Source organism: Nostoc sp. LEGE 12447, assembly GCF_015206985.1.
Lineage (GTDB): Bacteria > Cyanobacteriota > Cyanobacteriia > Cyanobacteriales > Nostocaceae > Nostoc.
In genome coordinates, this window is sequence record NZ_JADEXT010000016.1 from 20,797 (window position 1) to 34,982 (window position 14,186).

Below are 14,186 nucleotides of genomic sequence, written 5' to 3' on the forward strand. Positions count from 1 at the left end.
CGGTTAAGCCTCTAGTAGGTTATTCTGCCTATTAGATCCCCAAAGTAATAATTTTGTATTGTAATATTTGTTCTATTTTAATTTTTATTTATCAGTAAATCTCTGCGTTAAGGAATGCGATCGCTTTAGGGTAACATCTTCATGTACTTCAGCAAAAACTTTGTACTGAGTATCCACCTGCGATCGCGCCTCATGTTTAGGATGTGACATATTTCAATGAATCAAATCAGGTAGGGGCAATTAATGAATTACCTTTACCGCTTTTAGTTTTGCGTAAGTTCTAACTTTTACTCAAGTAGCACGGTAACTTAAAAAGCTGATTGGAGGTAAAATAGACAACAACTTTTAAGAAAAGTTCAATCTACTTTATAAACCCTTTGCTTTTAGTTACGAATGTAGGAAATATGGCTTTGTGTTTTTCAATTTTACCGGGTGCTTGTTTCATTACTGGCTATTTTTTATTAAAAAAAAGTAATAATGAAATCTCGCATTTAGTAGCTGTATTTGCAGCTATTAGCCTAATTTTGGGTTTAATATTAGCTCCCTGGCAGATTTTACTTCTACTATTAATTCTTATTCTTATCAGTACAAGCTCCGAATACTATACAAGCAAGGTAGTCAGCAGCGAAATTCAATATCCACAAGAGCCAGTTACCAAGTCTGAACCAGATTATAACTTAATCTACCGTGGGGCTTCCTATCGTCCTGACCTTGATGCCAAATCAAATGCAGAAACGATACCATTAGTAACCCCTAAATTGATTTTTCGGGGATGTACTTATTTTGTTTGCGCTGATCCTAATACCCAATCGGCTGGAATAATTACACCACCAGTAACCTATAAATTGAGCTTTAGGGGAAGCAGCTATTCTATAAACAGAAATGCACACAGAGAAATTAAATAGGGAACAATATAACAAAAGTAGCTCAAATTATGTGTAAAGCCATACCTAATTCAAAGCTGGCAAAAAACTATTTTGAACTGATCTGACTACAGTTTTCCTGAGTAATACTACTAAAAAATCGTTTCGCTGAAACATCAGCGAAACGATTAAAGTTAATCTCAAAATTAAAAATAGCTAACCTGCTAAATTAAGCCCCGACAGCTTCCTTTGCGGCGTACAACACCTCAGCATTGATTTCTTTGAAACCGCGATCGCGGGCAAATTTCTCAGTATTTCGCTTCACTTTACCGCGAACAAATCCAGGAATCTTATTCAATTCTGCTTGACCATCTTTTGTCCAATTCAAATCAGAATCAGCAGAAATTCCCCTAGTAATTACTTCTTTGGTATCGTGACCACCGAAGATTTCTAATAGGTGATCTTCCATTCCCAAAGTGAAGGAATTGTAGATTAAATCTGTAATCTGATTAGTACCTTCGTAACCCATAAATGGTTTGTAACCAATGGGGAAATTTTGGACGTGGATTGGTGCAGCAATTACGCCGCAGGGGATATCCAAACGCTTACCAACATGGCGTTCCATTTGGGTGCCGAAAATGGCAGAGGGTTCGACACGAGCGATCGCATCCCCAATTTCACCATGATCTTCGGAGATTAGCACTTCATCGCAATACTCGCTCACCTGTTCGCGGAACCAATCCGCATCATATTTGCAGTAGGTTCCAGCCCAAACAACATGGATTCCCATTTCTCGCGCCAGAATCTTGGTAATAGCGGCGGCGTGGGTATTGTCGCCAAAAACTACAGCTTTTTTGCCAGTCAAGTTTTGACAGTCAATTGAACGGGAGAACCAAGCAGCTTGAGAAACATGGAGAGTTTGCTCATTGATGAAGTTTTCATAGTCAACTTCTGCACCTTGAGCGTTAATTACCTGCTGAATCTTGCGAATACAACGGGCAGTTTCCACTACGCCCATTGGAGTAATGTCTATATAAGGTGTGCCAAATTGTTGTTCCAGGTAACGTGCTGTGGTCAAACCGAGTTCGCGGTAAGGCACCAGGTTAAACCAGGCTTGGGACATCTTTTTCAAGTCATTCACCGAAGCACCTTCGGGAATTAAGGTATTTACCTCAATTCCCAAATCAGCCATCAGCCGTTTGAGTTCGGTGCAGTCGTGATTGTTGTGGAAACCAAGGGTCGTAGTACCGATAATGTTAACCGAGGGCTTTGCAGTTTTACCCTCTGGTAATTCGCCCCGCTTCCGCGCTTTTTCAATGTAGTATTGGACGATTTGATCCAGAGTGCGATCGGCGGCTTGCAGTTCGTTATAGCGGTAGTGGTTCACATCCGCTAGCATTACGTCTCCTTTCGCTTCCAGTTGCGCCCGTTCCACAAAGTTGTGCAGGTCTTCTTGCAAAATGCTGGAGGTGCAAGTGGGAGTTAACACAATCAGATCGGGGTGTTCCTCGGCATCTTTGCGGACGATGTTATCTACCACCTTCTCTTGGGAACCACGCGCCAAAACGTTGCGGTCAACAACACTGGTTGTCACTGGAGTGAAATCCCTCTCCCGCGATAGCATTGAGCGCATGACGTTAAAGTAGTCATCGCCAATGGGGGCGTGCATGATCGCATGGACATTTTTAAAAGAACTAGCGATTCGCAGAGTGCCGATGTGGGCTGGGCCTGCATACATCCAGTAAGCCAATTTCATGTTTGTGTTCTCCCTTTTCAACAGAAATAACACGGAGTCCGATAAGAATGGACTATAAGTGCTTGATTATTATTAAATCGTTTCTGATTGTCTCAAAACTTGTATCCCTAATGAAGTGAAGAGTTGTAAGGGTTTATCTGGAGTTCACAGGCTTAGGCATACCTCAAACCTGCTTACTGATTGGGATGTAGCTGCTGATTTTAACAACATGGCTGTTGTTTTATTTAAATAAATCTTAATTTTTCGGAAAGTTTGTTTTCAATTTGGGGTGGGGCGCTAATCATCATTATTGGAAAAGAATGCAGAATACAGAAGTCAGAATTCAGAATCAAGTAGGTATACAGCCATTGATTTTCCAACTATTCTGAATTTTGAACGGCAGTTGCTCATGGGGAAACCCCTTCAGACCGCACTGCCTCCTCCTGACTCCTGAATTCTTACTAGAGAGGTGTTAATTACTGCCGAAAAATTTCTACTTTTTGTAACACCACTTCTTGATTCGGACGATCTCTAGTCGTAGGCACATTAGCAATCTTGCTGACTACATCTAGACCTTGGACAACTTCACCAAAAACACTGTGTTTATTGTCAAGGTGAGGCGTTGGTGCTTCTGTAATGAACCATTGCGAACCATTTGTACCGCGTCCAGCATTAGCCATCGACAGGATACCCGCACCAGTATGTTTCAATTCAGGATGAAACTCATCTTCAAATTGATATCCTGGGCCACCAGTACCCCATCGGCTGGCTGTATCAAGATAACGACTCAGAGGATCGCCACACTGAATCATAAAATCAGGGATGACCCGGTGAAAGCGAACCCCATCGTAAGCTGGAGTTCCTTTGCCAGATTCACCAGTTTTAGGGTCTTTCCAGTCGATTGTTCCGGTTGCTAGACCGACAAAATTTTTGACGGTGTTGGGGGTTCGCTCTTCTTCCAAACGAACTACAATTTCACCCAAGGAAGTAATTAAACGAGCGTGCAGCTTGCCATTACCGGGAATATTAATTTCTGGAAAGTTCATTAGATATCCTACTTTTAACAAGTGCCAGTATTTGACCTATATAAGTTTATCAGCATTCAAGTTACCGCCTTTAGACATGACAAAAAACCTGAAGGAAGGAAACTTGAGCCAACAAATATTTTACTCAGGTAAATTTATCGCTGGATTCCGGCTAAAGAATCCTCTAGGGACTAGCTTAAAGCCAACTCGGTGAACAGGCATCACCGGCCAATCTTCCGATCGCGGAACATGAGTTACCCCCATTGTGTACCACAGCACGATATCTTCACCCATCAAGGGTTCATCGTCTGCAATATATTTTGGTAAACCCTGTCCTGGTTGAGTCTGGTTGGGATAATCGCCGCCAGCATAGAGTTCAGCAGGTTTATATTTTGTTACCCAGACGTGATGAGTTGCAAATTCTGCCCTTTGACGGATTTTCGAGCCTTCCACTGGAAAAAACATGGAGTTTCCACCAGGCATCAGCATATATCCAGGTGCAGCCCCTAGCGGATTTTTCTTGTCTGCACTCACAATCATCCATTCCCGACTGCTTTTCATATCCAAATCGCGCACAGCAGCCGTTTCCTTGGTGAGTGGGGTTTCTGCAACTGCGATCGCATTTCCTAATGGATTTTTCTCATCCATCGGTAAAGCTTTCACGTTCATTTCCATTACAGAATTAGCCTGACCATCGACATCGAAATCCAGGCGGTAGTTGAAAAAGTGTTGGTGATTTACTCCGAAGATATTCTTAGCAATTAGCCAACCATAAGAATTATCCTCAGATTGCTTTTGAGCAGCCGTTCCCTGCGCCAGCACGATACCCGTTAATTCATTTTGGACTTCCAAAGTCCCATCCTGGTGAAAAATCCAATTAATGCTGTAATCATAATTGTCAATGGCCGCAGTCATTGTCATGACTAATTCTCGACTACGACGAACATCATTACGCTGGGTGCCATACTCATAATGCTTCCAGAGCATACCGTTATTTCGCTCGTATATGCCGATAACTCCTGGTATGACATAAGGCTCTCCGTCGCCATTAGCAAACACAGCATCTAGCAAAAGACCGTTTTCAGGAATTTCCTTACCTAATTCCATCGTGGTTGCGAGGGAGCCAAAATTGTATTCCCCAACATCAAAGGCATTTCTGAATGACCAAGTGGGATCTGGATCGCCGTAAGGCACTACCGTCTCTGATAAGCTAGCGCGGTATAAAACTGGCCGGATATTTTTGCCGTCGTTGTATGTCACTTGGTACAGCACCAATCCACTACGGGGATGCATTACATAGCGGAACTTCCAACCTTGCCAGCTAATTTCATTGCCATTGAGCCGGAAACTTGCACCATTTGCTTGCAGAATCTTTAATGCTTTAAGTGGTGAAAGTAATTTACCCAAGGACTTGACATCGTAGTTCCAGTTTTCCTTGGAAAAAGGAACTATCCCCCTATCCACGAAACTAGAAATTTTACCTGTGTTCAAATTGACGGTTCCCAATATTCCTTCAATTGGACTGCCGTAATAATTCCAGCGTTCGCTTTCGCCCTTGTAGTAGAATAAACCCCGACAAAGACGGTTTCCTGCTGTTTCTTCCTGTTTACTCAGAATTCCTGGAGCCCAACAACTGATTTTGACTTGGTTGAAGTCTGTAATTCCCCGCTTTCGCATCGCTGTTTGCCATTGGGGGTCTGATTTAAAAGCTTGAGTTGCCAGTTCATATTCTGAAGCGACGATCGCAGGTTGAACAGAGGGTATTTCTTTCCAAGAACTTAAGCTTTTGTTTTTTAGATCAACAATTCCCTCATAAGTTTTGTTTTGCGATCGCTCATAAATAACCAAAAAAGCTTTTCTTGCAAAAGCTTTACCAGGTATAAATTTTAGAACTTCTTCTTTATCTGGTTCTTGTAAAGCAATCAGTGGAAAAGCTGCCATTTCGCTCAAAGTTTTTTCTTTTTGAATGATCGAAACAGCTGTATTAATTTCTGCCTCTGTTAGCGAAGTGAGAGGATGGGAAATCACAGGCTGTTGAGCCGTCAATATTCCCATTAATCCAAATGAAAGAGAAATAAAAACAATTATGGCAATAGCTAGCCACAAAAAATGCCTTAGCCGCTTAATCATCTTTCACATTCTTACAAAAGACGTATAGTTATCTATTTCTAAGCCGAAGCTTGAAACCCGATAAATTAAGAAGCTAAAGCCAAATTAATTTGTTAGCGATTAGGGTAATTGGGGACTAATAAAGTTTTTTTCCATGCCCCATTCTCTCACAATACTTTTCGGATAAGGTTTTTTTATGACACGCCCTAGATCACAAAGACGCGATAAATCGCCGTCTTTACAATAATCAGTCCTTTGTCTTGACGGCAATTTATCGCGTCTCTTTCCTTAACCGAACCGTATTGCATTCTCTCATTTACGCAGAAACCAAACGGCGTAAAGATTCAGCACGGCGTTTAGCAATAGGGTTATTTGGATCGAGCTTTAGTGCTTCTTCGTAGCTTTGTAACGCCTGAGTAGTTAATTTTTTCTTCTCGTAAGCGTGACCGATATTATTCAACCCTGTTACGTAGTCTGGTTTAGATTTCAGGGCTTCTTTATACTGACGAATTGCGAGGTCATATTGCTCTTGGGTAAAATAAATATAACCCAGCCCGTTGTAAATAGGAGCAATATTTTCTTCTCCCTCTTCTTCGGCAGCTTTCAGAGCTTTTTGAAACAGCGCGATCGCTTGGGAATATAATTTTTTTTCTGAATAGATACTGGCTAACTCATAATATTCTTGAGTCGTACCCTTTTCTTTCTCTAACTTCTTTCGCAATTTTGCAAAGGAGCCTTCAATCTTGCGAGTTTTGAAAATCTGGCGAAAAACACTCACGGCTGCAATTGTGAGTATAAACACCAAAATTGAGAGATAAACAACGGCTAGACTGTTATCCATTGCTGCAAATACAAATATTATAAAGTTTGTTATTTATCATTTGTCATTTGTTATTCACTAATGACCAATGACCAATGACCAATTTACGGTAAACCCCAATATTGAGAGCGTTGCTGGAGCCAACCTTGTTCTAAGTAACGAGCGATCGCTTGATTCACATTTCGTCTTAATTCATCGTACTGCAATCCCTTGGGCATAACTACAGACAAGGGTTCAGTTGATAACTTAGTTGGCAGTAGCCGATATTGAGGATATTGTTGCACCCAACCGCTTAGAACGCTAGCATCGGCGGCAAAGGCTACGGCTGTATTACTTTCTATTTTCTCTCGCGCTTCGTGATATGAATTTACTCCTACCAACTCGGCGTTTGGCAGATAGAACCGTACTTGAGCAATGGTGCTGGAGTTGTTAAGTACGGCAATTTTTTGTTTTGCCAAATCACTCAACTTATTCACAGAGGCATCTTTTGTAACTAATACAGTGCCATCCAAATAGTAGGGAACACTGAAACTAACTATACGGCTGCGTGACTCGGTTGCTGTCACCCTAGCGATCGCAAAATCAACTTTCTTGTCTAAGACAACAGACAGGCGATCGCGATTCGCTACAGGTTGCAATTTGACAGCATCTGCTTTCCCAACTAAGTCAAGTGCTAATCGCTGTGCCAAGTCAATTTCTAAACCTTGCAAATTACCTTTGGCATCTTTAAATCCCAAGGGACGCAAGTTGTCTTTAACAGCAACAGTTAGATAGCCGCGCTGCTGAATTTCTGGCATTTCGGCGGCAGATGCAGTGAATCCTGTCCCCACTATGGAAAAGCAAGATATCCAAAATATCGTGGCGGATAATACCAGATGTAACCGAGTAATTATTTGCCATCTGTTACATCTGTTATACATCCCTTGCCACCTTTATCCTTTAGCTTGATTTGCTAGTTCCGCAACTTTGCCAAAGCTAGCTGGATCGAGGACTGCCAATTGTGCCAACATCTTGCGATTTAGTTGGATATCAGCTTTTTTCAAGTTACCGATCAATTGGCTGTAGCTCAAGCCGTGTTGTCTTGAAGCAGCGTTGATGCGGGTGATCCAGAGGCGACGAAAATCGCGCTTTTTCTTTTTGCGATCGCGGTAGGCACTGCGTAGTGCCTTCATTACTTGTTGGTTGGCAGTTCTAAACAGAGTTGAGTGAGAACCGCGAAAACCTTTAGCTAGTTTGAGAATTTTATTGCGGCGTTTGCGAGCTACATTACCGCGTTTTACCCGAGTCATAACTTATTTCCTGAAGGACTTACAAATATGGGAGCATCAAGCGCACGTTGAGTTCATCACGTTCATGTACAAGTGTGGTCTTGGACATGCTACGTTTTTTGTCGGAAGATTTGTGTTCTAAAAGGTGGCTTTTGCCAGCTTTCCGACGGACGATTTTACCGGTGCCGGTGGCACGGAATCGTTTCGCTGCGGCTTTACGAGTCTTGAGTTTAGGCATGGTATAGCTTTAATTAGACACGATCCATTATTATACTAATAAAATTGTTGTAATGGAAATTAAGTTAGATAGTCCGTTATAAACCAATACGCTTGGGTTAAGGGCGATTGGCAAAATTTTGGGTTTTCGAGACGCGATAAATCGCCGTCTCTACAAGTGTTTTGGTCTTATCTGAACTGTATTGCGTTATAAACCACGTCTACACAATCAAAACCCATGAGGGCGGGTTTAAAACTTTGAATTTTTCCTTAGTCTCGGAGACTGACTTTGCCTGTTTAGCCTTATTCAAGCAATGTGCCACAGGCAATTCCATACGCCTTGGCTTTTTCGGAGCTTTTTGCAGCGATCGCAAACGTCATACCCAACTAATTCAAGATTAGCAAGCAAAGACAATTACGCGCGAGTGTTTTACATAATTACGAATTACGTTAGCGACGCAGGAGCATCATTACGAATTAATTAATTCGCTGCTGTTTGGGCTTCTTGATAAATTATTTCTTGAAATTGAATCATATCTTTTTGCGGATCGGCGTGGCTAACTTTCACCACTATCTGTTCACCTAAGTTAACAGAACGTTTGAAAACCATTGGTAACTGCAAACCTAAATCTTCGATCAAAATTAGGGCCAAGTTGCTGTCTTCTCGCAGCCACATCAATACAGTTACATCCCAAGTTTCCTCTGGATGACGGCGTAAATACTCTAGGGCATAATATCTATTCGTTTGCCGTTCTACCATCGTCACCTCTTGGGTGATGCTGGTGACATTCATCATCACTTCTTTAAGTTGATCTGCGGAAAATGGCAGAACTTCACCGCGCAAATGGGCTTTCAGTTGAAAGTGAGTAAGCAAATCACTGTAGCGGCGGATGGGAGAGGTTGCTTGGGTGTAGGTATCCAAACCTAAACCAGCATGGCGCAGAGGTGTAATGCTCATTTCACTCTTGGGCATACAACGACGCATGGCGCAAGCGCGAACGAATCCAGCTGGAAGTAGCAGTAATTCTTCTTCTGGGGGTAATTCGGGTTGGGGCTGACCGCGAAAGGGTAAAGGTATGTTATGAGCTTTACCATAACGAGCCGCAACTTCACCGGCAACAATCATCATTTCTGCGACTACTTGCCGTGATGGGGAATCGTCCAAAATATCAATGTTGATCTCGTCACCTTTGACTTTGATCATCGCTTCGGGCATTGTGATGCTAATTGCCCCTTGAGCGTAACGCCAAGCTTTGCGCTTCTGTGCCCAACTTGCGATCGCAGCAATTTCTGGTTCTGCCTGTACCCGTAATTGCAGCATTTCATCTACATCTTCGTAGGTGAGACGATAAGTCGGCTTAATGGAACTGGTATGAATGCTGTAATCTTCTACTCCCCCAGTTGTACCTAAAACAATTCCGAAACTGAGGGCGCAACAAACCCGTCCCTGGATCAGACTCATTGGCCCAGTTGCCAATACCTCTGGGAACATCGGAATCATCCCCGTAGGTAAGTAGACTGTACTACCCCGCTTTCTGGCTTCCAAATCTAATTCATCTTCCGGTACTAACCATCTGGTGGGATCGGCGATATGCACCCACAGGCGCTCCCGTCCATCGGGTAGAATTTCCCAACTTAGACCATCGTCGATCTCTGTGGTAGTTTCATCATCAATGGTGTAAACCTTCAGGTGAGTCAGATCAAGGCGGTTTGTATCTGAGTCAATCGGCGGGAAATCCAAACGCTGTTGCGCCACTTCTAACACCTTATTAGGAAATTGAATCGGAATTGAAGAACGACGCAGGAACAAGTTTTCATAAGGACTCCAGCAACCCAAATCTACTAATAGTTGAAAAGCCCCTTGGGGCGTTGTGGGCCGTCCCAGCATAGTCATAGTTTCTAATACTGGAGCGCTTGGCGGGTAAGCGCGAGCTAGTGAGTCATAATTAACTCCCGTCCGCACTGTGTCAGCAAGCAACGCTGCGTATTTTTCTAGTCCTTCTAGACGCTGGCGATCGTGGCGCTGCCATTCTACTGCTTCACCTTTGAGCGCCTGCTCAACACGAGTTAAAAATTCCTGCTGTCCTTTAGCTTTTAATGCCTCTACTTCCATCTGGTGCTTGCGTTCTGCCACCTGAGCAGCAGTTCGAGGCTCGTAAGCATCTCCTTTTTGCTTGAAATAAAGTTTGTCGTCTGATAACAAGCAATAGGCGGCGTAACAATGAGGCGCAGCTGATTCCGAAAATAACAGATTCGCCATCAGCTCTGGGGTTATTGTTTCCCCATCTTCAACCAGTATTTCCCAAGCTACCTCTAAGCTAGATGGGTCTAAATAAGGGTTGACTTGCTCTAAAAAGCTCGCGATCTCAGAGGGCTTGTAAGTTTGTCCGGTAACTGTATAAGTTATTTGTCTAGGCGCGAGGCTGTGGGATTGACCACGTTCGTCTACCACAAACCAGCGGGTTTTACCGTCTGGACGTTCTACGATCCCCAGACGGCGATCGCCTTGAACCCTAAATTCAACTAGCGTGCCCTTCTCCACAACTCTCGCGCTCTAATAATTTTAGATTTTGCTTCCACCTTTGGTGCGCTTACAGCGCAACTTGGATTTTGGATTTTACAACTGGATGTTTATGAAATCCTAAATCCAACAATTTTTCATGCAGCAATTCATTTTACACTCTCTGATTCAGATTTGAGATTTTGGAATCAGAAAGACAAAGCCAGATGTTTATTTAAAATGCAGCTTCCCTTTATAATCCAAAATCTAAAATTCCAAATCCAAAATTGCTCTAACCTTCTGCATTGATAAATGGCAACAAAGCCACAATCCGCGAACGTTTAATTGCTAATGTCAACTCTCGCTGTTGCTGAGACGTAAGCCCAGTAATCCGCCGTGGCAATATCTTACCCCGCTCGGTGACAAACTTACGCAATAAATCAACATCTTTATAATCGATTGGTTCTCCTGGCTTGATCGGAGAAAGACGACGACGGAAATAACTCATCTCTACTTAATTTCCTTGTGAACGGTATGTTTGTTGCAGTGGGTGCAGAACTTTTTCAGTTCTAGCCTGTTAGTGGTGTTGCGGCGATTCTTGGTGCTGGTATAACGTGAAACACCAGCAGAACGCTTATCTGAATTTGTCCGGCACTCAGTACACTCTAGTGTGATAATAATGCGGGCACCTTTACTCTTAGCCATAATCTTACAAACAGTGAAGCCTGAAGAGAATTAACACAAATGACTATCTTCTCACATTCCGCCGCATATTTTCAACTAATCTTTTAACTTTTATATCAAGTGAGTAGCCACGACGCGACGAAACAATGAAAGTTCCACAATAGCGATCGTGTAAAGCCTGCCGCATCTGGGTATCAGAGAAGGCAGTCCCACAATCAATTGCTAGGGGAAGTACTAGCAGTATAGCAGTGGGATTGGCTCTAATATTACTCAGGGTAATTGACACCAAAAGCGCACCTAAACCAACAATCGCCTCTCGCTTCACCAGCGAGAGCAAATCTGGAATTCTGCCCACTACTTCCCCATCTTCGACTTCCAACACCTTTAAATCGAACGCCCAACGTCCTAAACTTTGCCCTTGATTGTTGTATACCACCAACACCCGTAAAACTAGCCAGAATATGACAAAAACTAGGATTTGCACAAATTGAATCCCAATATCGCCGCCTCCTAGTAGGGAACTGACTAACCAGACACCAAGGAAATCAAGCCCTAATGCCATACCTCGCCGCCCAATTTCAGCCTTGGGATAGTGTTTTTGGGGAAGTCGTTCGATAGTCATACACAATAGGTATTTTTATTTAGGGGTTGGAGAATAATGATTGCTGCTGTTTTTTATATTAAGGTGATGACTTGGGTTTGGCCTTTAAACCCTTACACAGAAAAATTTCATAATTAGGGCGTTCATGTTGCCCATTCCACAAGAGTCTGTTTTTGGTAAATATTGTATTGTTTTGTTGTAAAACCTATTTGGAGGTTGTATCTATGACAAATCTGTTCGCTAAAAAAGCTATTGGGATGGTGGCGACTACTGCTTTAGCATTAGCGATCGCTATAACCACTCACAATCTAGCTGATGCTGCTGAGTTCAACTTTAACTGGAAGGGAGACACGGGTTATTCAGCTAAAGGTTCATTTAACTACGACACAACAACTGCTCCAAGCGTCATTTCTGAAGCAGGTTTGGGAGCTACGAAGAACTTGCAGTCTCTCTCAATTTCCTTCTTCGATCCATTTAGTACTCTGATTAATAGTTTCACTCCAGTACTTGGTAGTGTATCTAACTACAGCTTTTTGAGATTTAACTTTGATAATACTACCCAGCAAATCTTTGGCCCCTTTGATGTTGGTAAGGATGATGAACTTCCTGGCGACACCTGGCTTAATAATAATCTCGCACTCATTGATGAAGGTTTTAGCAATGAGGTTCTAGCTAAAGAATTTGGTTTTAACAATAGAGATGCAGCAGGCATAAAGCAAATCCTAGATTTAAGTAACAATTCCGTTCAGGTATCCAAAGTTCCTGAAGGAAGCATAATTATCGGTTTACTAGCAGTGTGTAGTTTGGGATTGACTGCTCATAGAAATCTCTCCAGAGCTAATCAAGAGTAGACTCAGTGCTACTTTACAGAGATAAAGTAAAAAGTCGGAGGCGATCGCTATGGTATCAGTCAGCGATGCACAAGCAATTATTTTAAATTTAGTACAACCGTTGGATTGTCAACGGGATACAGAAGTTGTAGATTTATTGGCAGCCGATAGCCGGATTTTGGCAATGCCTGTCACCAGTCCGCTAGATTTTCCCCATTGGGATAATTCGGCAATGGATGGTTACGCAGTTCGGTACGAAGATGTGCAGCACTCTAGCGCTCAACAACCAGCCATTTTAGAAATTGTTGAAGATATTCCGGCTGGGTATCAGCCTAAGTCTACGATTCAATCAGGAGAAGCCGCGCGGATTTTCACAGGTGCGGTGATTCCAGCAGGTGCGGATACTATAGTCATACAAGAGAGGACACGCCGCGAGGAAAACCGCGTATTTATCCTGGCTGCGCCACAACCGCAAGAATTTGTCAGACACAAAGCATCTTTTTACCAAGCTGGAACACAACTGTTACCAGCCGGAATTAAGTTAAATGCCTCAGAAATAGCTGTATTGGCGGCAGCACAATGTCCACAATTAAATGTTTACCGCCGTCCGCGTGTGGCAATTTTTTCTACTGGTGATGAGTTGGTGACAGTTGATCAACCGTTACAACCAGGGCAAATTGTGGATTCAAATCAGTATGCGATCGCAGCTTTGGTAAAGGAGAGTGGCGCAGAACCAATACTGTTAGGCATTGTGAAGGATGATCCAGTTGTTCTGGAGAAAGTTATTGCCCATGCCGTGGCGATCGCTGATATAGTTCTCTCTTCTGGTGGTGTCTCAGTGGGAGATTATGACTATGTTGACAAAATTATAGAGTCTCTAAAAGCAGAAATCCACATTCGATCTGTGGAAATGAGACCAGGGAAACCCCTTACTGTCGCCACTTTCCCCAGTCCAGACACGATTAATCGCGTCTCTACAAGCTCCCGTTCGGCTACGCTCACGGCAAGCCCACTTTATTTTGGTTTACCAGGAAACCCTGCGGCTGTGTTGGTGACATTTTGGCGGTTTGTGCTACCAGCAATCAAGAAACTTTCGGGAATTACTGAAGGTTGGGAACCAGTGTTTTTGAAAGTGCGATCGCATGATGAGTTGCGATCTGATGGCAAGCGAGAAACTTACCTTTGGGGTAAATTGCATTTAATTGATGGTGTTTATGAATTTCACAAAGCTGGTGGTAGTCACAGTTCTGGAAATTTAATTAATTTGGCTCAGACTAATGCTTTAGCTGTTCTCCCGGTGGGTAAAACATTAGTTTCTCCACAAGAAGAAATGCAAGTTTTGCAGCTTAGTAATAGTTAATGGGGAGTAGGGAGGCAGGTAATACTTTTCGGTTAAGGGGGAAGGGAGAAAGGGAAAGGTTTGAATTTCCCTTTCCCCTTTCCCCCTTAACCTTTCCCCAGACCAAAGAGAGATTATTGGGTTTAACCGAAAAGTATTGGGGAGGCAGGGAGCAAGGGAGAAGAGTTTTCCCCTC

At 42.9% G+C, this 14,186-nt stretch carries 16 protein-coding genes; 4 read left to right on the forward strand and 12 right to left on the reverse strand.

Annotation, left to right across the window (positions count from 1 at the left end; translation table 11 throughout):
* Positions 1-84: 84 nt before the first annotated feature.
* Positions 85-210, reverse strand: coding sequence for a hypothetical protein (locus IQ274_RS37390; protein WP_265578551.1), 126 nt, complete (start codon positions 208-210; stop codon positions 85-87).
* Positions 211-404: 194 nt separating this feature from the next.
* On the opposite strand from IQ274_RS37390, the gene IQ274_RS17470 reads away from it, so the two are divergent.
* Positions 405-905, forward strand: coding sequence for a hypothetical protein (locus IQ274_RS17470; RefSeq protein WP_194142983.1), 501 nt, complete (start codon positions 405-407; stop codon positions 903-905).
* 187 nt (positions 906-1,092) lie between these two features.
* Here IQ274_RS17470 and bchB read toward each other — a convergent pair whose 3' ends face one another.
* From bchB to rpmI, 7 genes are all read right to left on the reverse strand, one after another.
* Positions 1,093-2,619, reverse strand: coding sequence for a ferredoxin:protochlorophyllide reductase (ATP-dependent) subunit B (gene bchB / locus IQ274_RS17475; RefSeq protein ID WP_194142984.1), 1,527 nt, complete (start codon positions 2,617-2,619; stop codon positions 1,093-1,095).
* Between the two features lie 455 nt (positions 2,620-3,074).
* A complete protein-coding gene (locus IQ274_RS17480; RefSeq protein WP_163930458.1) occupies positions 3,075-3,644 on the reverse strand; it encodes a peptidylprolyl isomerase in 570 nt (189 codons plus the stop codon).
* 120 nt (positions 3,645-3,764) lie between these two features.
* Positions 3,765-5,753: a primary-amine oxidase gene (locus IQ274_RS17485; protein ID WP_194142985.1), complete on the reverse strand. Its 1,989-nt coding sequence runs from the start codon at positions 5,751-5,753 to the stop codon at positions 3,765-3,767.
* Positions 5,754-6,048: 295 nt separating this feature from the next.
* Positions 6,049-6,573: a tetratricopeptide repeat protein gene (locus IQ274_RS17490; RefSeq protein WP_194142986.1), complete on the reverse strand. Its 525-nt coding sequence runs from the start codon at positions 6,571-6,573 to the stop codon at positions 6,049-6,051.
* Positions 6,574-6,656: 83 nt separating this feature from the next.
* Positions 6,657-7,472, reverse strand: coding sequence for a transporter substrate-binding domain-containing protein (locus IQ274_RS17495; protein ID WP_194142987.1), 816 nt, complete (start codon positions 7,470-7,472; stop codon positions 6,657-6,659).
* A gap of 12 nt (positions 7,473-7,484) precedes the next feature.
* Positions 7,485-7,841: a 50S ribosomal protein L20 gene (rplT, locus tag IQ274_RS17500; protein ID WP_069069781.1), complete on the reverse strand. Its 357-nt coding sequence runs from the start codon at positions 7,839-7,841 to the stop codon at positions 7,485-7,487.
* 19 nt (positions 7,842-7,860) lie between these two features.
* Complete coding sequence (rpmI, locus tag IQ274_RS17505; RefSeq protein ID WP_012411238.1) at positions 7,861-8,058, reverse strand: 50S ribosomal protein L35; 198 nt, start codon at positions 8,056-8,058, stop codon at positions 7,861-7,863.
* A 236-nt stretch (positions 8,059-8,294) separates the two neighbouring features.
* On the opposite strand from rpmI, the gene IQ274_RS17510 reads away from it, so the two are divergent.
* Positions 8,295-8,438, forward strand: coding sequence for a hypothetical protein (locus tag IQ274_RS17510; RefSeq protein WP_194142988.1), 144 nt, complete (start codon positions 8,295-8,297; stop codon positions 8,436-8,438).
* 79 nt (positions 8,439-8,517) lie between these two features.
* Here the strand turns inward: IQ274_RS17510 and IQ274_RS17515 are convergent, their stop codons facing one another.
* The 4 genes from IQ274_RS17515 to IQ274_RS17530 form a co-directional block, all read right to left on the reverse strand.
* A complete protein-coding gene (locus tag IQ274_RS17515; RefSeq protein ID WP_190934676.1) occupies positions 8,518-10,578 on the reverse strand; it encodes a ribonuclease catalytic domain-containing protein in 2,061 nt (686 codons plus the stop codon).
* 250 nt (positions 10,579-10,828) lie between these two features.
* Positions 10,829-11,044, reverse strand: a complete 216-nt coding sequence (gene rpsR / locus IQ274_RS17520) for a 30S ribosomal protein S18 (protein WP_012411240.1) — start codon at positions 11,042-11,044, stop codon at positions 10,829-10,831.
* A 2-nt stretch (positions 11,045-11,046) separates the two neighbouring features.
* Complete coding sequence (gene rpmG, locus IQ274_RS17525) at positions 11,047-11,241, reverse strand: 50S ribosomal protein L33 (RefSeq protein WP_012411241.1); 195 nt, start codon at positions 11,239-11,241, stop codon at positions 11,047-11,049.
* A gap of 43 nt (positions 11,242-11,284) precedes the next feature.
* On the reverse strand, positions 11,285-11,842 hold the full coding sequence (locus IQ274_RS17530; RefSeq protein ID WP_194142989.1) for an RDD family protein: 558 nt from the start codon (positions 11,840-11,842) through the stop codon (positions 11,285-11,287).
* 203 nt (positions 11,843-12,045) lie between these two features.
* Here IQ274_RS17530 and IQ274_RS17535 point away from each other — a divergent pair, with 203 nt between their 5' ends.
* Both IQ274_RS17535 and glp read left to right on the forward strand, forming a co-directional pair.
* On the forward strand, positions 12,046-12,672 hold the full coding sequence (locus IQ274_RS17535) for a PEP-CTERM sorting domain-containing protein (RefSeq protein WP_194142990.1): 627 nt from the start codon (positions 12,046-12,048) through the stop codon (positions 12,670-12,672).
* Positions 12,673-12,721: 49 nt separating this feature from the next.
* Positions 12,722-14,011, forward strand: coding sequence for a gephyrin-like molybdotransferase Glp (glp, locus tag IQ274_RS17540; RefSeq protein ID WP_194142991.1), 1,290 nt, complete (start codon positions 12,722-12,724; stop codon positions 14,009-14,011).
* Positions 14,012-14,186: the final 175 nt, after the last annotated feature.